Consider the following 18068-nt stretch of genomic DNA (forward strand, 5'->3'; position numbering starts at 1 on the left):
GATATCGCCAGCGCCTACCCGCGCCTGGCGGTTTTAGACTGACGACAGTTTGACGTTACGCCAGCCGCGGGTAGGCGCTGGCGATATCGTCGCCGGTAAACTGAGCGATCCAGCCTTCCGGGTTATCAAAAATGCGGATGGCGGTGAAGTTCGGTTCTGAACCCATATCAAACCAGTGCGGAGTGTGGGCGGGAACCGAAATCAGATCGTTCTTTTCGCACAGCACCTGGAACACCTCGTCGCCAATGTGCAGGCAAAACAGGCCAGCGCCCTCGACAAAAAACCGCACCTCGTCTTCGCCATGGGTGTGCTCGTTCAGGAACTTTTCCCGCAGCGCCTCTTTTTGCGGGTTATCGGCGCGCAGGCTGATGACGTCCCAGCTCTGGTAGCCCTTTTCGGCGACCAGTTTATCAATCGCATGCTGATAGGCGGCAATCACCGTTTCCGGGCTGGGATTTGCGCCGAGGTCGCGGTCGGCCTGCCAGCGCTCGAAACGGACGCCTTTGGCGTTAAGTTGATCCTGAATCGCTTTGGCGTCGGTGCTGTGCCAGACCGGCGTTTGCGGATCGGTCACGGAAAAAAGAGTTAATGCGCTCATGCTGGGATCTGCTCCGGATGAATGTCGTCAAAACGCTGAACCTGAGGGTGATGGCTCGCCGGGTCGCGGTCGCCGCGAACCAGCTGCACAGTGCGCAAACCCGCGGCCTCGGCGGCATCAAGTTCCTGATGGATATCCGACAGAAACAGGATGGTGCCAGGGGCATGGCCCAGGTGTTCAGCAATGTTACGGTAGGACTGCACCTCACGTTTGGCGCCTACCAGGGTATCGAAATAGCCCGTGAACAGATGAGTAATATCACCTTCATCGCTGTAGCCAAATAACAATTTCTGCGCAGCCACCGAGCCTGAGGAATATACATACAGATCAATACCCTGCGCTTTCCATTGCTCCAGCGCCGGCAGTACGTCCGGGTAGAGATGGCCGGTAAAGTCGCCGTTGAGATAGCCGTCGCGCCAGATGATCCCCTGCAGCGCCTTCAGCGCCGTGGATTTACGGTCTTCATCCATAAAGGCGAAGAGGGTAGTGATAAGGTCGGCGGTGCTGGCGGCGGGGGCGTCTGTTTCGCGGCGCAGGTTGTCGAGAATGGTTTTAACCGGTTCAGCGTGCTGCTGAGCGGTCACAAAGCCGGCCAGTCGTTCGCGGGCGTAGGGGAACAGCACGTTATGCACGAAGCGGATATCGCTGGTGGTGCCTTCTATGTCGGTCACGATGGCGCGGATCATGGTTTCTCCAGAGTGGGCGTAGCGTGGAATAACATTAGCATTTAGACGTCTAAGCGTCTTGATTGCCAAATATTAACATCGTGTTATAGTGGCTTCAACAACAGCATTACAATCGGTATAAAAAGAATGAACAATAACCCCTTGATTCCAGAGAGTAAACTTCCTGCGCTCGGCACCACGATTTTTACCCAGATGAGCGCCCTGGCCCAGCAGCATCAGGCCATAAACCTGTCCCAGGGCTTTCCCGATTTTGACGGCCCGCGCTATCTTCAGGAGCGTCTGGCGTACCACGTGGCGCAGGGGGCGAATCAGTACGCCCCGATGACCGGCGTGCCGGCGCTGCGCGAGGCGATCGCCGGGAAGACGGCGGAGCTGTATGGTTACCAGCCCGACGTTAACAGCGAGATCACGGTCACCGCCGGCGCGACGGAGGCCCTGTATGCGGCGATCACCGCCCTGGTGCGCCGCGGCGACGAGGTGATCTGTTTCGATCCCAGCTATGACAGCTACGCCCCCGCGGTGGCGCTGGCCGGCGGCGAGTTACGTCGTATTGCGCTGCAGCCGCCGCATTTTCGCGTCGACTGGCGGCAATTTGCCGCCGCCCTGAGCGAGAAAACCCGGCTGGTGATCCTCAACACCCCGCACAACCCTTCGGCCACCGTCTGGCAGCGCGAGGATTTTGCCGCCCTGTGGCAGGCGATCGCCGAACGCGAGATCTATGTCCTGAGCGATGAAGTCTATGAGCATATCTGCTTTGCTGAGGGCGGCCACGCCAGCGTACTGGCGCATCCACAGCTGCGCGAGCGGGCGGTGGCGGTCTCTTCGTTTGGCAAAACCTTTCATATGACCGGCTGGAAGGTCGGCTACTGCGTGGCCCCGGCGGCCATCAGCGCCGAACTGCGCAAGGTGCACCAGTATCTGACCTTCTCGGTGAATACCCCGGCGCAGCTGGCGATCGCCGACATGCTGCGCGAAGCGCCGGAGCATTATCGTGAGCTGCCGGCGTTTTATCGGGAACGTCGCGATCTGTTTATTGAAGCGCTGCGCCCAAGCCGGCTGGAAATCCTGCCCTGTGAAGGGACCTATTTCCTGCTGGCGGACTACAGCGCCATCTCCGATCTTGACGATGTCAGCTTCTGCCGCTGGTTGACCACTGAGATCGGCGTGGCGGCGATCCCGCTCTCCGTCTTCTGCGCCGATCCGTTCCCGCACAAGCTGATCCGCTTGTGCTTCGCCAAACAGCCGGCGACTCTGCTGGCTGCGGCGGCGCGTTTGTGCCAGCTGTAGTTACTTAATCGTCCACGCCTGGGAGAACTGGCGGCCGGCGAACATTTCTGTCAGGCCGCTAATTTGCTTCAGACGCAGCACTTCATCGGCATCCATCCCCAGCTCTTTGCCGATTTTCTGCGGCGTCCAGCCGAGCTGGGTCAGCTCGCGGACGATCTCTGACATGGCGTGGATTTAGTGGCGACCGCGCGCCCGGTTATGGCGTATGGTCGCTGCCATCAGCCCGTCACGCGAGGCAGCTTCACTCGTCAGGCAGGTCACCGGCAAATAGCCTTTTAGCGTTTTTTTCAGCGCGGCTTTGCTGCAGGCCAGCTCATGGCGGTGAAAACCATCGACAATCGTATACGCCTGTGGGCGTTGCTGGATGACGACGACCGGCTGGGTAAAGCCGTCGGCCTCCAGCGACGTTTGCAGCAGACGCTTCTCCGGCGGCGCCACGTTATTCGGGTTGTAATCGTTGGGGGCGACCAGCTCCTGTTTGACCCACAGCACGCAGTCGACGGGCTGCGAGCGGAAGGGGCTGTAGTGGTGGAGCACCTGGCGAAACGCGTTGATAGCCTCAATGCGCGCCTCGTCATCCAGCTTTTGCAGGTAAGCTTCCAGCGCCTGCGTCAGTTGTTGTTGCATAATATCCCCCATTGTTGGCGATGTTTTTCCATGCGTTTACGGTAGCGCTGATAGTGGCTGCTTTTGGTTGGGCTAAACGAAAGCTGACGGCACCAGTAATCGTTATTGAGCAGTACTTTGCAGACTCGCCGCCAGGATGGGATATCTTTGGTGCCAATGTCCGCAGGTTGGGTATCCGGAATATCCTCCATACCTTTTTTCTGGTACCAGCGCAGGTAGACGGCGATTTTATTGCGGTAGTGCTCGGCGGTGGTTTCCGGCATGCTGTCGAGCAGGAACAGGGCGTAGCTTTTCCACGTCAGGTGGTCGGGCTTGTCGATTTTCCGATGACCGTAGAACTGATTATCATGCCCGGCATAGACCCCGCCGCTGTGCGCGCCGCTCACTCGCTGGCACATCGCGGCCCAGCGCTCAGGTTCCAGCACGTGATACAGCCACAGCCCCTGGCGCTGCTCGGGACCAAACGGTTCGCAAATGCGCATATAGCGCAGCGGCACCCCGGCCTGATACATCAGATCGTACAACGGGTTATAGGGCTCGCCGCTTTTGGCAAACCAGGTCCAGATATCGGCGGTTTTCCAGTCATAGAGCGGGTAGATGTACCAGGCATGGCCGCCCGGCGCTGAAGTGGTCCATGGTTTATCGTCGGCGAAGCGCTGTTTACGCTGTGAAGAAATCGTCATAAAGCGATTTAGCGATTCGTCGGCGCGAATGCCCACCAGCACGGCGGCGGGACGACGCTGCGAAAACCACTCGGCGAAGTGGCTGACGAAGGCTTCAAAGCTCATTCCGGGTTGATAAAATGAAAAATAGCCCGGGTGGGTAATGGCCCAGGGCGGCGGCTGGCGTACCCACTCGGTTCCGGGCTCCCAGCATTGCCATTGCGGCTTATACTGCGTCAGGGCATTTTGGGTGGTGAGCGGCAGGGCGACCCAGTAAAAGGTTTCGATAACATCCGCATACAGCGCACGCAGTTTTTCACAGTGGGCGATGGTGCAGGAGAACTGCGCTTCCCAGTCAATAAACAACACGCAGATTTTTTTCCCCTGTAACCGCGCCGCCTGGGCGGTTAAATGCAGCATAACGGTGGAGTCTTTTCCCCCGGAAAAAGAGACACAGATGCGCGAAAAATTATCCATGACCCACTGGATCCGCTGCTCAGTTGCCTGCAGCACCGATTCCGGTAAGGGATATTTAATAAACGACATGACCATTAATCCTTTAATAGTAGAAAATTCCCGTTAGCTCAGTATAAACGATGAGGGGTAGGAAATTAATGATCGATTATTGTTTCTGGCAGCGGGGGAACAGAAGGGCGTTATTCGCTGTGATTAAATTTGGGCCGTGATGCCTCTCGATCATTCATTAATATGGTGATTAATTCAGTTAAAAAATGATTTTGCGAAGATGCATGGTGGTAATTAATGTAGATCGTGATATCCGGAAAAAGATTATCTATGTTGATGGCGTGAAGCTGCATAGTGGGTGAGATAAAGTCATATAAATAGGAAGGCAAAAAGCCAATTAAGTCGGTTTTATTAATCATGTTAAGAATGGTCATAAAAGAGTCGCTGCGAAAGGCAATATTGCGCGGATTCAGCCAGGCGATGCTGCTTTGCTGCACGCGCTGAATAACGGGATCGTTGGTAATATAGTGAGTGAAAAACTCCTGCGCCAGTGACTCTACCGAGGTAAGCGTTTCGCGTCGCGGATGGCCCGCCCGGCAAACCGCCAGCGTCTGCACCGTCTGATAGGGCTGACAGATCGTGGTGCGGTTGGTAATGGGCATGCGGGTGAACACCAGGTCCGCCTGGCGATACGCCAGCAGCTCCTCAGCCGATTCGGTGGTGGTCAGGTTATGGTGCTCAATTTGCAAGTTCGCCTGATGACAGAGCTGGTTAATCATAACGTGGCTATTGACTGAACAGAACAGCGGGGGGCCATATATCACAATACGTTTACGCAGTTCTGAGCGATTATTAAGATTGATGGTTTTTTCCAGCTGCTCCAGATTTTGCTGTAGATGATAATGAAGATTGACGCAGGCGGTGGTGGGCGTCATTCCTTTGCCAACACGAACAAATAGCGGATCGTTTAACTGCTGGCGCAGACGCTGCAACGACTGACTCACCGCTGAGGGGGTGATAAATAACATCGCCGCCGCTTTGCTGATGCTCAAATGTTGATAGATACATTCGAAAATAACCAATAAATTCAAATCGAACTTTTTCAGATCGTAAAGATTTGCCATTAATGCAGTCCTGTTTATTACCGGTGCGGATTATAATATTCTTAATGATAATGTTTTGTGGCTTAATATTTGCGGTGTGAATTTAACTATTGGCAAATACAGTTAAGTTCTGCTTAATATATCTTATCGTCGACAGTGGCGCCAGCGGTCGCTTCCGCCAGGCGCCATTGCGGGATGGAATTACTCTTTTTCACCCATCATAATATGCAGTTTCTCTTTATCCGGTAGGCCGACCACCTGCTGCAGCATATTATCTTTATTCATATAATAAATCGCCGGCGTCACGTTGGCTCCCAGATCGTCCATCAGCTGCTGGTTGACGTTGAGCATTTTCATTTTCTCCGGCGGAATAACTTTCGGGATCGTCAGAGCCATTTTCCCATTCGATTGCTCGTAATCATGCCAGGTTTTCGCCGGATCGTTGCTGGCGAGAATCGCCGCGGCGGTGGCCGGGCTCTCCGGCTTGATCACCCCCACCAGCAGAGTGCGGATCTGCACTTTACCGGCCTCTACCCAGGGGCGGGATTGCTGCCAGAACTGTTTGCAGTAGGGACAGAAGGGATCGGCAAAGACATACAGCACGATAGGGGCGTCCTTGCGACCATCCTGCAGCCAGTGGGCGCTGGCCATCTTCTTCCACATCTCTTGTCCCGCCGGGGTATAGAGTTCTTTCTGAAACAGCTGCTCGCTGAGGTTGCTGCCGTTCTCATCATACATATAGCCGGAGATCGCGTGTTTACCATCCGGCGTTAGGTAGATGGCGACCCCCATGTCCTGGTATTTGCCCAGCCAGCCTTTCATTCCCCCCGGCGCCTCAAAGGGTTTTATAATGGTAATGCCCTGTTTTTCAATCGCTTTTACCGGAGCGGGGAGTTCCTCCGCATGGCTGCATAACGGCAAAAGGCTGAGTAACAGCAGACGCTTTAACATAAGTATTCCTTGTAAAATCAGCAGGAAAGGGCAAAACGATTGTCGAACCTATCACAGTCATAGGCAAGATCAGCAGAATGACGGATTGCCCTTTGCTGGCGTGGGTGATGTAATCTTGGATGCTGTTACATTAAGGTAATGTAGAGCGCAACACATAGCCAGTCTGACTGGCGCTGAACCTACCCTCGGGTATTTCAGGTAACGGGGCCGCCTGAAAAGGTGGCCTTTTTACTTTTGTCGCGGCAAATGATGCGAAAAACAGCGATTAGCGCTGAACGCGTCGACAGGTTCACAGAGTTGTCTTGTTCCGGTTGTTAGATAACGCTTATTGATTCGATAATGTAAACGCATTGGTCGGGTCAGGAAAAATTCGTTAACTTAGACCTCAACGAAAACACGGAGGAAGTATAGATGTCCTTAATTAACACCAAAATCAAACCGTTCAAAAACCAGGCATTCAAAAATGGTGAATTCATCGAAGTCACCGAGAAAGACACCGAAGGCCGCTGGAGCGTCTTCTTCTTCTATCCGGCTGACTTCACCTTCGTCTGCCCGACCGAACTGGGCGACGTGGCTGACCATTACGAAGAACTGCAGAAGCTGGGCGTAGACGTTTACTCTGTGTCTACCGATACCCACTTCACCCACAAAGCGTGGCACAGCAGCTCTGAAACCATCGCCAAAATCAAATATGCGATGATCGGCGACCCGACTGGCGCCCTGACCCGTAACTTCGACAACATGCGTGAAGATGAAGGTCTGGCTGACCGCGCTACCTTCGTCGTTGACCCGCAGGGTATCATCCAGGCGATCGAAGTTACCGCTGAAGGTATCGGCCGTGATGCGTCTGACCTGCTGCGTAAAATCAAAGCGGCGCAGTACGTTGCTTCTCACCCAGGCGAAGTCTGCCCGGCGAAATGGAAAGAAGGCGAAGCGACGCTGGCTCCTTCTTTAGATCTGGTTGGTAAGATCTAAGTCTGTTTGTGCCCGGCGGCGCTACGCTTGCACGGGCCTACAAGATCGTAGGTCGGGTAAACGGCGTGCCACCCGGCAATCAATGGGCGCTTTCGCGCCCATTTTATTCCAACACCATGATGCAAGCGCATTCAGGCAGCCTGACGAGGCCGCTTGCATGATGATGTTTTAAGCCCAGGAGATAACAATGCTCGACACCAACATGAAAACCCAGCTCAAGGCCTACCTTGAGAAGCTGACCAAGCCTGTTGAGCTGATTGCCACGCTGGATGACAGCGCTAAATCGGCAGAAATCAAGGAACTGTTGGCTGAAATCGCTGAACTGTCAGACAAAGTCACCTTTAAAGAAGACAACACGCTCGCGGTACGTAAGCCCTCGTTCCTGATTACTAACCCAGGTTCCGACCAGGGGCCGCGTTTTGCGGGCTCGCCGCTGGGCCACGAGTTTACCTCGCTGGTGCTGGCGCTGCTGTGGACCGGCGGTCATCCGTCGAAAGAGGCCCAGTCGCTGCTGGAGCAGATCCGCGATATTGATGGCGATTTCGAATTCGAAACCTACTATTCGCTCTCCTGTCATAACTGCCCGGACGTGGTCCAGGCCCTGAACCTGATGGCGGTGCTCAACCCGCGCATCAAACACACGGCGATTGACGGCGGGACCTTCCAGAATGAGATCACCGAGCGTAACGTCATGGGCGTGCCAGCGGTGTTCATGAACGGTCAGGAGTTTGGTCAGGGACGGATGACGCTGACAGAAATCGTCGCCAAAGTGGATACTGGTGCGGAAAAACGCGCAGCGGAAGAGCTGAATCAGCGTGACGCTTACGATGTACTGATCGTTGGCTCCGGCCCGTCCGGCGCGGCGGCGGCGGTCTACTCTGCACGTAAAGGGATTCGTACCGGCCTGATGGGCGAACGCTTCGGCGGTCAGGTGCTGGATACCGTGGATATCGAAAACTATATTTCGGTGCCGAAAACTGAAGGCCAGAAGCTGGCAGGCGCGCTGAAAGCGCACGTCAATGACTATAACGTCGACGTGATCGACTCCCAGAGTGCGACCAAACTGACGCCGGCGGCGACAGAGGGCGGCCTGCATCAGATCGAAACCGCCTCCGGCGCGGTGCTCAAGGCGCGTAGCGTCATCATCGCCACCGGGGCGAAATGGCGCAATATGAACGTGCCGGGCGAAGAACAGTATCGCACCAAGGGCGTGACCTACTGCCCTCACTGCGATGGTCCGCTGTTTAAGGGCAAACGCGTAGCGGTAATCGGCGGCGGGAACTCCGGCGTGGAAGCCGCCATTGACCTGGCGGGCGTCGTAGAGCACGTAACCCTGCTGGAGTTTGCCCCAGAGATGAAAGCCGACCAGGTGTTGCAGGATAAAGTCCGCAGCCTGAAGAATGTCGACATCATTCTTAATGCGCAGACCACGGAAGTGAAAGGCGATGGCAGCAAAGTCACCGGTCTGCAGTATCGTGACCGGGTGAGCGGCGATGAGCATCATGTCGCGCTGGCGGGGATCTTCGTCCAGATTGGCCTGCTGCCTAACACCACCTGGCTGGAAGGCGCCGTTGAGCGCAACCGCATGGGTGAGATCATCATCGATGCGAAGTGCGAAACCAACGTCAAAGGCGTGTTCGCCGCGGGCGATTGCACCACCGTGCCGTACAAACAGATTATTATCGCGGCAGGGGAAGGGGCAAAAGCGTCGCTGAGCGCTTTCGACTACCTGATCCGCACGAAAACCGCATAACAAGTCAGACAATAGACCTGCATAACAAAGAGGCTACCCAGGGGTAGCCTCTTTTTTTATACTCTTTTCGTCATTCTTACCTGACGACCATTACCGGGATATGGGCATGGCGGATCACGCTTGAGGCATTGGAGCCGAGCAGGTGGGTACTGATGGAGGGATTGCGTGAGCCAATAACTACCACGTCGGCGTTAATTTCGCTGGCCAGCTCGTTGACCATATCGCGCACGCTGCCAAAACGGACATGTAGCTTGATACGAGACGGGTCAATGCTGAAGTGGCTGACCATCGTCTGCAGGCGAGTCTCCGCCTCATGCTGCAGATGTTCCTCAAACCGCCGCAGGTCGGCGGTAAAACGGCTCATGGTAAAGCTCGCGGAACCCGGTAAGACGTGGAGCAGATGGATCACCCCGTCCTGCTGGGCCAGAAACTCCGCGTGCCGGACGGCTTTATCGCTCAGCGCCATCTCAAAGACATCAACCGGCATAATGATAGTCTTATACATATGCAATCCTCCTTGTTCGTTTGCGTCTATATCAACATATTATATGCGGATATTGTGTCATTCAGGTCGCAAAACTGTCAGCCAGGCAGGCGCAAAGCGTAAAAAAGGGTAAGCGGCGGGAAAACAGCAGAAAGAGGATGTGCGGACATCCTCTGAATAAAGCGCGAAACGCCTCAGGCAGCGGGATTAGCGGTGGAATTCGCCAGCGGCTTCCGGCTGGTACAATAGCTCCAGCACTTCCAGGTGCGTCGATGCGCCGCCCGGCAGCTCCCAGTGAATGGTGCTGCCGACTTTCAGGCCCAGCAGCGCGGCGCCCACCGGCGCGAGGACGGAGAGCTGGCTGGCGCTGTCGGTCACCTGTGACGGAAACACCAGCGTCCGCACGCGCTCTTCGCCGCTGGTTAAATCGCGGAATTTTACCCTGCTATTCATGGTGACGACATCATGCGGCATCGCTTCCGGGGCCAGCATTTGCGCGCGGTCGAGTTCCTCATTCAGGGCATCGGCAACCGGTGAGTTGGCGAAAGCCGGCTGCTCCAGCAGCCTGTCGATACGTTCGGCATCCAGTTCATTAATGATGATTGCGGGTCTGGTCATTGCATACTCCATGTTATCCAGGAACCTGTCCGTAAAAGAAAACCCTCGCCGAAAGGGGCAAGGGTTAAGGTCCTACCATCATACTGAGAGTTGCCGGCAGTTTGAAGTGATGAAACGCACATTCAGCGTGCAACACCATCCGGCAGACGGTGTTTTCCAATCAGCATCCCGCTTTGCGCTAGTGGCCAACCTTATCGAGGATAAACTGTGCGCCGCAGTTACCCGGGTGAGGCTGGGGCAGAAAAGCGGAAGTGGCCAGCGGGGCGTTGATGGTCGCGGCGTTGAGCGAGATTTGCATCTCCGTCAGATAGGCCGGACTACCGTTGCAGGTTAGCTTAAACGCCTTTACGCTCTGCGGACCCCAGGCGCGGGCCACGGCGGCGTCGAAGTCGGCGCGGCTGACCGTTTGGCCATAGTGCTTCGCGAGAAAATCCCCCACCGGGCTGCGCTTAATTTCACCGTTTAGTCGCACCATGGCGCCAAAGTAGCTGTCGGGATCGAAGCCGAAGCAGACGCCATGTTTGGCATATTCGTAGCGTTCCAGGCAGGAGGTGCCGCCCGATCCCGGCATCACATTATTAAGTTTATTGGCCATCTCCAGCGACAGTCCGGTCTCCGCCGCCTGGCATTTGCGGTTCGCTTTTACCTCCGGCATGTTGGGCACCGGACGCGTGGCGCAGCCGTAGCGCATCCAGCGACGTTCATCCACTCCGCGCGCGGCAATGGACTTTGGCAGCCCGGGCCACAGGCCATGCACGGTCAGAAAGTCGGCTTTATTCGCGGTGTCCTGCTGCAGGCGACACTCTTCCGGTTCGTTGCGATTGCGGTCATACATGCTCTGACAGAATCCGGTTTGCCAGGAGAGGGCAAGGACGTAGCGGTCAAAATCAGCGTATCGCATCGCGGTGAGCGGTTCAGCACCGGCCTGAGTGGCGGTAAGCACAAGGGCAATCGCGGCGAAATCCTTCCTGAACATTTTTATTCCTGATTATGGATGGCAAAAGATAACGGGGAGTTATTAAAGCATAAAAAAGGCGCCCGCTGGCGCCTTTTCGCGTGGTTAGACCATTAGTGGAGCGCGCTGCCGGGCACCAGGATTTCAGTAGCAACGATCACCACCAGCAGGCCAACGAGCACCGGCACTGAGGTGCGCTTGACCACTTCGAATGGGGAAATCTTCGCCATCCCGGCAACGGCGACCACCACCCCGGAGACGGGCGATATCGTGCGGCCGAGGTTAGAAGCCTGCAGCATCGGAATCGACAGGTAGGCCGGATTGATGCCGGAGGAGTGCGCCAGCTTGGGGATCATCTCAACGAAGGCGTAGAACGGGGCATTACCGGAACCGGTGGTCATCGCCGCCAGCATGGTCAGGATCACCAGCACCAGCATCAGAATAATGCTGGCCGAGCCGAAGGAGGTAGCGATTGAGATCAGACCGTTGATAAAGCCGATAGTGCTTAACCCCTGGGCAAAGACGCCGGCGGCAACCAACAGCATCACTACGCCGGCGAAGGCGTCGGCCATTCCACGGTAGGCGACTTCCAGCCCGCTAAAGACGTTTTTGGTGTTGAAACCGCGCAGGAACTCGAGGATCGCCGCCAGCAGCATGCAGCCAACGAGGATGGTGATAATGTGCAGCTCCGGCCCCCATTTACCGTCAAAGATCAGCACGCCGATGATCGGGGTAAACGGCAGAATGGCATACAGCGCCGGGGCGGTGGTGGTGATGTCGTTGACATCGAGCATCTCGTGAGAAATGTGCTCTTTTTTATCCAGATAGCGCTGCCAGAAAAAGTGGGCGATCGCCATGCAGATAATGGCCGCGATGGAGATCGGCAGCGTGGTTTTAAAAGCAAAGTCGATCAGCGGCATTTCAGCGGCTTTGGCCGCCAGGACGACGTCACCCGAGGTTGGCGAGAGGATAATCGCCGCCGGTGAGGCGCAGATGGCGGCGGCGGCCCCGCGGCTGATACCGACATTCACCATTACCGGGAACAGCGTCGCCATCAGCAGTACGCCAAGGCCGGTCGCGGAGGAGACGGCCAGCGACATCAGGCAGGCGACAAAATAGGCGGCAATCATCAGCAGATAGGGCGAATTAATATAGCGCAACGGCTTCGACGCTAATTTGACCACCATATCATTGGCGCCAATATGGGTCATATAGGTGGCGAAGCCGCACAGCATCATGATCATCATGCCCAGATCGCCGCCGCGGCTCATGAGTAGAATCTTAATGTATTCAATAATATCGGTAGCGGAATAGCCGGTGCTCGCGGTATTACCCGGTAACACTTTATGTCCCAGCAGGGCGCTGACGATCAGTAAGATTAAGCCTCCGACGAACAGCACCCCGGTGGCCGAGAAGCCTTTAATGATATAGCGGGCTACGCCCACAATGACCACAATCCCTATCAGGATCTCAATAAACGTCAGCATTTATTACCCCTAAACCCAAAGAATATGTAGATAAAAAGCACCACACCAAATTTTAATGTGCGAATGTGCCGAAAAAACGGACAAAACTCGCTGATGCAAATCAATAAAGCGATAAGAACTACACGTCCCCCGTCACGCCTGGATATAATCACCAGATGGATAGTTAAGCCGTTCTGATGGACAGCGGGCGAAAATCAGGAGTTTGCCTTATTTCGTTCAACCTGTATTGAGATTATCTTTGCTATTTTAGGTGGCTTTTAAATCAAAGTGGTAATAGAAAAGTGTTGATGTTACGTCGTTTTTCATTGTTTTCTCTTGGTTTTTTAGGATGGTTATTGGTGTCCGGAAACGCCAGCGCGTCGTTTTCATCGACCCTTAGCGAAGGTTACCATACCTTAAGTAATAACGTAGCGCAGACCTGGAATGAGCCGGAGCACTATGATTTGTACGTTCCAGCCATCACCTGGCATGCGCGCTTTGCCTATGACAAGGAAAAAACCGATAAGTATAACGAACGTCCGTGGGGGGCAGGTTTCGGCGTCTCGCGCTGGGATGAGAAAGGGAACTGGCATGGCCTGTACCTGATGGCGTTTAAAGACTCTTTTAATAAGTGGGAGCCCATCGGCGGCTACGGGTGGGAGAAAACCTGGCGCCCGCTGACGGACCAGAATTTCCACCTCGGCCTTGGCTATACCCTCGGCGTCACGGCGCGCGATAACTGGAACTACATCCCGATTCCGGTGATCTTGCCATTGGCGTCAATAGGTTACGGTCCGGCAACTTTCCAGATGACCTATATTCCCGGCACCTACAATAACGGTAACGTTTACTTCGCCTGGGCGCGCTTCCAGTTTTAATTCGCTAAATCTTAGCAATAAATGAGATAAGCGGAAGGTCTTGTGCAAAAACAAGGACTAAAGCGTTACCCACTAAAAAAGATAGCGACTTTTATCACTTTTTAGCAAAGTTGCACTGGACAAAAGGTACCACAATTGGTGTACTGATACCCGACACAGCATTAGTGTCGATTTTTCATATAAAGGTAATTTTGATGTCTAAGATTAAAGGTAACGTTAAGTGGTTTAATGAGTCCAAAGGATTCGGTTTCATTACTCCGGAAGATGGCAGCAAAGATGTATTCGTACACTTCTCTGCAATCCAGTCCAACGGTTTCAAAACTCTGGCTGAAGGTCAGCGCGTAGAGTTCGAAATCACTAACGGTGCCAAAGGCCCTTCTGCTGCAAACGTCATCGCTCTGTAAGCAACGCGTCAGTAGAATATAAAAACCCGCTAATAAGCGGGTTTTTTTTTGCCTGTCTCCTTCGCTTTTAGCGGCTGGCCGCCTGCGAGAAAAGCCAGAAGGCGAGCGCCGTCATCGCAAACGAACCCAGCAAATTCACCGCGACGTTGAGCAGCGCCCAGCTTACCCGGCCCTGCTGCAGGAGAAACACCACTTCCGCAGAAAAGGTGGAGAACGTGGTCAGGCCGCCGCAGAAACCGGTGGTAATCAGCAGTTTCCACATCGGGTCAATACCGGTCAGACGATTAAACCACGCCAGCCCGGCGCCAATCACAAAGGCGCCTAACAGGTTGGCCGTTAGAGTCCCAATCGGGATAGCATGATGCACAGGATTGAGCTTCATGCCGAGCCACCAGCGCAATACGCTGCCGGTGCCGCCGCCAATAAAAACGGCGCAAAGAAGTTGAAACACGGTCGTTTCCTGCTATTTGATGTAAGAGAGTGTCAAGTGTAGCGCGCATCGGGCGCGATTGGCTATCCATAACCTGACGGGAGAAGAACATGCGGGTAGCGGCAGGACAATTTGCCGTCACGCCAGTATGGCGGACGAATGCGCAAACCTGTGTGGCGATGATGCAGCAGGCGGAGCGAGAAGGGGCGGCGCTGCTGGTGCTGCCGGAGGCGTTGCTGGCGCGGGATGACAACGACCCGGATCTGTCAGTTAAATCGGCCCAGCCGCTGGATGGCGCATTTTTGCAGCCGCTGTTGGCCGAGAGCAGGCGTAACAGCCTGACCACGGTCCTGACGCTCCATGTGCCGTCAGGGGAGGGGAGAGCGACCAACACCTTGGTGGTATTGCGGGAAGGCGCAGTGATCGCCCATTATCACAAACTTCATCTATATGACGCCTTCGCGATGCAGGAGTCCCGGCGGGTGGATCCCGGTCAGCAGATCCCGCCGGTGATTGAGGTGGCGGGATTACGCGTTGGCCTGATGACCTGCTACGATCTTCGCTTTCCGGAACTGGCGCTTTCGTTGGCCCTGAATGGGGCACAGCTGCTGGTGCTGCCCGCTGCATGGGTGAAAGGGCCGCAGAAAGAGTATCACTGGGCGACGCTGCTGGCGGCACGCGCTCTCGATACTACCTGCTATATCGTGGCGGCAGGCGAATGCGGAACGCGCAATATCGGGCTGAGCCGCATCGTCGATCCGCTGGGGACCACTCTGGCGGGGGCCGGGAGCGAGCCGCAGCTGATCTTTGCCGATCTCTCAGCGGATGACCTTGCGCGCGTTCGCGAGCGTTTGCCAGTGCTGCGGAACCGACGATTTGCGCCACCGCAATTATTATGACGTTTTTTTAAACAAGGCTTGATTCACCTTGTTACAGATTGCTATTGTGTCCGCGCGTCAAATACCCGTATTGTTTATCCCAATAATTCGCTGTGCACGTCAGGATGGACATCTCAGCGCTCACTCCCGGAGGGGAGGCTATGGGCCGAAACACGCAGCCCACGCACAGGTGGATTACAATAGGACGGATAAATGAGTGTATGATGGCGTATTCGCAGCTTGTATAGAGAAGAAGGTTAGCTATGGGTGAGATTAGTATTACCAAACTGCTGGTAGTCGCAGCACTGATTATCTTAGTGTTTGGTACCAAGAAATTACGTACGCTGGGCGGCGACCTGGGGTCGGCTATCAAGGGCTTTAAAAAAGCCATGAACGAAGATGACGATAGCGCGAAGAAAACCACCGCAGAAGAAGAAGCGCCGGCGCAGAAGCTCTCTCATAAAGAGTAATTCTCCGGCTGCGTCTCCTGACGGGATGCTGGCGGTACGGCGAAGAGGCCGCGACGTTTATCGTTGCGGCCTTTGTCGTTTTTGTCGACGCCGCGGAGAAAAGATGCAACTAACTGTTACGGACAGGCGAAACGGATGAAGCGGAGAGAGCCGCTGCGCCGAAAAGGCGCGCAGCGGCGGAAGCGGTGGGTTATTTAACTTCCATCCCTTTAGCCTGCAGGTCGGCATGATAGGAAGAGCGGACGAAGGGACCGCAGGCGGCGTGGGTGAAGCCCATCGCCATCGCTTCCGCTTTCATCTCTTCAAACTCTTCCGGGCTGACGTAGCGCTGCACCGGCAGGTGGTGACGGCTCGGCTGCAGATACTGGCCTAACGTCAGCATGGTGACGCCATGGCGACGCAGGTCGCGCATCACTTCGATGATCTCGTCGTTGGTTTCGCCCAGACCTACCATCAGGCCGGATTTCGTCGGGATCTCCGGGTGCGCTTCTTTAAAACGCTCCAGCAGCTTCAGCGACCAGTTGTAATCCGCGCCCGGACGTACCTGACGATAAAGACGGGGCACGTTTTCGAGGTTATGGTTGAAGACATCCGGCGGGGTCACCGTCAGAATATCAAGTGCGCGATCCATGCGGCCGCGGAAATCCGGAACCAGCGTTTCGATCTTAATCGACGGGTTTTTCTCGCGAATGGCGCTGATGCAGTCGGCAAAATGCTGTGCGCCGCCATCACGCAGGTCGTCACGGTCTACCGAGGTGACTACGACATAGCGCAGACCCATATCGGCGATAGTTTGCGCCAGCTTTTGTGGCTCGTTTGCATCTGGCGCGACCGGGCGTCCATGCGCGACGTCGCAGAACGGGCAACGGCGGGTACAGATCGCGCCGAGGATCATAAAGGTCGCGGTACCGTGGTTGAAGCATTCTGCAAGGTTCGGGCAGGAGGCCTCTTCGCACACAGAGTGCAGGCCGTTCTTACGCATCGCTGCTTTGATTCCCTGGATACGGGACGAGTCTGCCGGAAGTTTGATTTTCATCCATTCCGGTTTTCTGAGCAGAGCTTCACGCTCAGTTGCCACGTTTTTCACCGGGATAAGGGCCATTTTATCGGCGTCGCGGTACTTAACACCGCGTTCCATCACAATGGGTTTACTCATAGCGTGCGTGTTCCAGTTGCGAGTCACGAAGGAAAGCGAATTAATTCAATGAAATGTTGCAATTATCAACTATTTTTGAATCAAGAGCAGGCAGTATACCATTGAAAAGGGGCAGAAAGCAGCCTGCCTGCCCGGCAAATTGTAAAATAGTTGTTGTTTTATCCTTTTCCCTTCCGTGCGCTACGCCTTAAACGAGCGGATCACCGTCTCGATGATCTCTTTCAGCAATGGCTCTTTCCCGCTCAGCTTATTAAAGTGCAGCGCAACGTCAATCTGCTCTCCACCCAGGGAAGGGAAATCCAGGGTCTGCAGCGGCCAGAGACGGGACACCATGGCGAACAGGCGTTCGGTGGTCAGACCCAGCATATCGCTCCCGGCGATCATCGCCGCCTGGGTCATCAGGTTAAAGGTGCTAAAGCCGCAGCGGCGCTCGCCCATCTCTTCCTGTAGCCGGCGATGGAGGGTGGGGTAGCGCTGGCCTTCCGGCAGCAGCAGCGCAAATTCGTACTCCGCGAGGGTCGTTTCATCCTGCGGACCGTCCAGCGCGGGATGCCCTGCGCGGCAGTACATCTGTACCCGATCCTGATACAGCACATGATGGCTTATCGCCTGGCCGCTGTGCAGGTGGGTATCAATGAGCAGCTCCACCTGGCGCTGGTCAAGCTGCCGCGCGGCGTCGACGATGGCGATATTGTGCAACAGGATCTGCGGAAAGGTCGGCTTCAGCGCGCTGGCCAGGCCAGGCATCAGCAGCGCTCCCATCGCTGGCGTAGTGGCGATAGTGATCACCCGCTGCTGGTGCGGGCTACCGGTGATATCCAGCGCGCTGAGGAAAGCTTCCATGCCGCGGCTGATGTATTGATGAAGATGGGTGGCATAGGCGGTGGGGGTGACGCCCTGTCCTTTGCGGATAAATAGCGGATCGGGGAACAGCGCCCGCAGTTTGTTAATTGACTGGCTAATCGCCGACGGTGTGATATTGAGTATCTTCGCGGCGTTGACGATACCTTTATGCACGTATACCGCTTCAAAGATCGTCAACAGATTGAGGTCAATATTACGCAGGATGCGAAACATTTGACGATCGTAACGTTCATCCTGTCTGTCAGGAGATTCTGACGGAGGCGTATTCTCTGGCACGCGATGAGTCCGGTTGGGAATGATAGGCCAAGTATAGCGGCCCACCGCGTTGCCGTGCGTGACAATTGATTGCAAAAATAAC

Annotated in this window: 19 protein-coding genes and 1 pseudogene; 7 read left to right on the forward strand and 13 right to left on the reverse strand. The window is 55.3% G+C overall.

The window, feature by feature from the left end:
* Positions 1–55 precede the first annotated feature (55 nt).
* Positions 56–598 (reverse strand): 1,2-dihydroxy-3-keto-5-methylthiopentene dioxygenase, encoded by a 543-nt coding sequence (locus KHQ26_RS23995; protein WP_002894357.1) that lies wholly within the window; start codon positions 596–598, stop codon positions 56–58.
* Entirely contained in the window at positions 595–1284 is a 690-nt protein-coding gene (gene mtnC / locus KHQ26_RS24000; protein WP_004179015.1) for an acireductone synthase, read from the reverse strand. The genes KHQ26_RS23995 and mtnC overlap by 4 nt, the downstream gene beginning before the upstream one ends.
* 141 nt (positions 1285–1425) lie before the next feature.
* Here mtnC and KHQ26_RS24005 point away from each other — a divergent pair, with 141 nt between their 5' ends.
* Positions 1426–2571 carry a pyridoxal phosphate-dependent aminotransferase gene (locus KHQ26_RS24005; protein ID WP_020802207.1) on the forward strand — a complete coding sequence of 382 codons (1146 nt, stop codon included), beginning with the start codon at positions 1426–1428 and terminating at the stop codon, positions 2569–2571.
* Here the strand turns inward: KHQ26_RS24005 and KHQ26_RS24010 are convergent.
* From KHQ26_RS24010 to dsbG, 4 genes and pseudogenes are all read right to left on the reverse strand, one after another.
* Positions 2572–3198, reverse strand: a pseudogene (locus KHQ26_RS24010) (IbrB-like domain-containing protein).
* Positions 3183–4406 (reverse strand): phosphoadenosine phosphosulfate reductase, encoded by a 1224-nt coding sequence (locus KHQ26_RS24015; RefSeq protein WP_002894369.1) that lies wholly within the window; start codon positions 4404–4406, stop codon positions 3183–3185. Before KHQ26_RS24015 ends, KHQ26_RS24010 begins: the two are co-directional and overlap by 16 nt.
* A gap of 110 nt (positions 4407–4516) precedes the next feature.
* A complete protein-coding gene (citR, locus tag KHQ26_RS24020; RefSeq protein ID WP_020802197.1) occupies positions 4517–5449 on the reverse strand; it encodes a DNA-binding transcriptional repressor CitR in 933 nt (310 codons plus the stop codon).
* Between the two features lie 180 nt (positions 5450–5629).
* Positions 5630–6379, reverse strand: a complete 750-nt coding sequence (gene dsbG, locus KHQ26_RS24025) for a thiol:disulfide interchange protein DsbG (protein ID WP_009485194.1) — start codon at positions 6377–6379, stop codon at positions 5630–5632.
* Positions 6380–6790: 411 nt separating this feature from the next.
* Between dsbG and ahpC the strand changes: the two genes are divergently transcribed.
* Positions 6791–7354, forward strand: coding sequence for an alkyl hydroperoxide reductase subunit C (gene ahpC / locus KHQ26_RS24030; protein ID WP_002894394.1), 564 nt, complete (start codon positions 6791–6793; stop codon positions 7352–7354).
* A 187-nt stretch (positions 7355–7541) separates the two neighbouring features.
* Positions 7542–9107 (forward strand): alkyl hydroperoxide reductase subunit F, encoded by a 1566-nt coding sequence (gene ahpF / locus KHQ26_RS24035; RefSeq protein WP_004142378.1) that lies wholly within the window; start codon positions 7542–7544, stop codon positions 9105–9107.
* 76 nt (positions 9108–9183) lie between these two features.
* Here the strand turns inward: ahpF and uspG are convergent, their stop codons facing one another.
* From uspG to dcuC, 4 genes are all read right to left on the reverse strand, one after another.
* Positions 9184–9612 carry a universal stress protein UspG gene (gene uspG, locus KHQ26_RS24040; protein WP_002894401.1) on the reverse strand — a complete coding sequence of 143 codons (429 nt, stop codon included), beginning with the start codon at positions 9610–9612 and terminating at the stop codon, positions 9184–9186.
* A gap of 186 nt (positions 9613–9798) precedes the next feature.
* The gene (gene rnk, locus KHQ26_RS24045; RefSeq protein WP_002894404.1) at positions 9799–10209 is read right to left on the reverse strand and encodes a nucleoside diphosphate kinase regulator; all 411 of its coding nucleotides are present in this window, start codon (positions 10207–10209) and stop codon (positions 9799–9801) included.
* 178 nt (positions 10210–10387) lie between these two features.
* A complete protein-coding gene (gene rna, locus KHQ26_RS24050) occupies positions 10388–11185 on the reverse strand; it encodes a ribonuclease I (protein ID WP_020803599.1) in 798 nt (265 codons plus the stop codon).
* A gap of 92 nt (positions 11186–11277) precedes the next feature.
* The gene (gene dcuC, locus KHQ26_RS24055) at positions 11278–12651 is read right to left on the reverse strand and encodes an anaerobic C4-dicarboxylate transporter DcuC (RefSeq protein ID WP_004147571.1); all 1374 of its coding nucleotides are present in this window, start codon (positions 12649–12651) and stop codon (positions 11278–11280) included.
* Positions 12652–12989: 338 nt separating this feature from the next.
* Between dcuC and pagP the strand changes: the two genes are divergently transcribed.
* Both pagP and cspE read left to right on the forward strand, forming a co-directional pair.
* Positions 12990–13508 carry a lipid IV(A) palmitoyltransferase PagP gene (gene pagP, locus KHQ26_RS24060; RefSeq protein WP_004183399.1) on the forward strand — a complete coding sequence of 173 codons (519 nt, stop codon included), beginning with the start codon at positions 12990–12992 and terminating at the stop codon, positions 13506–13508.
* Positions 13509–13702: 194 nt separating this feature from the next.
* Positions 13703–13912 carry a transcription antiterminator/RNA stability regulator CspE gene (gene cspE / locus KHQ26_RS24065; RefSeq protein ID WP_002439184.1) on the forward strand — a complete coding sequence of 70 codons (210 nt, stop codon included), beginning with the start codon at positions 13703–13705 and terminating at the stop codon, positions 13910–13912.
* Between the two features lie 67 nt (positions 13913–13979).
* Here the strand turns inward: cspE and crcB are convergent, their stop codons facing one another.
* Positions 13980–14363: a fluoride efflux transporter CrcB gene (crcB, locus tag KHQ26_RS24070; protein WP_004223642.1), complete on the reverse strand. Its 384-nt coding sequence runs from the start codon at positions 14361–14363 to the stop codon at positions 13980–13982.
* Positions 14364–14452: 89 nt separating this feature from the next.
* Between crcB and KHQ26_RS24075 the strand changes: the two genes are divergently transcribed.
* Positions 14453–15241 (forward strand): deaminated glutathione amidase, encoded by a 789-nt coding sequence (locus tag KHQ26_RS24075; RefSeq protein WP_020803596.1) that lies wholly within the window; start codon positions 14453–14455, stop codon positions 15239–15241.
* A 242-nt stretch (positions 15242–15483) separates the two neighbouring features.
* A complete protein-coding gene (tatE, locus tag KHQ26_RS24080) occupies positions 15484–15690 on the forward strand; it encodes a twin-arginine translocase subunit TatE (protein WP_002894464.1) in 207 nt (68 codons plus the stop codon).
* Positions 15691–15880: 190 nt separating this feature from the next.
* Here the strand turns inward: tatE and lipA are convergent, their stop codons facing one another.
* Both lipA and KHQ26_RS24090 read right to left on the reverse strand, forming a co-directional pair.
* Positions 15881–16846: a lipoyl synthase gene (gene lipA, locus KHQ26_RS24085; RefSeq protein ID WP_002894467.1), complete on the reverse strand. Its 966-nt coding sequence runs from the start codon at positions 16844–16846 to the stop codon at positions 15881–15883.
* 180 nt (positions 16847–17026) lie between these two features.
* Positions 17027–17986 (reverse strand): YbeF family transcriptional regulator, encoded by a 960-nt coding sequence (locus KHQ26_RS24090; RefSeq protein WP_075204420.1) that lies wholly within the window; start codon positions 17984–17986, stop codon positions 17027–17029.
* Positions 17987–18068 lie beyond the last annotated feature (82 nt).

It is taken from the genome of Klebsiella sp. 10 (assembly GCF_018223925.1).
Lineage (GTDB): Bacteria > Pseudomonadota > Gammaproteobacteria > Enterobacterales > Enterobacteriaceae > Klebsiella > Klebsiella pneumoniae.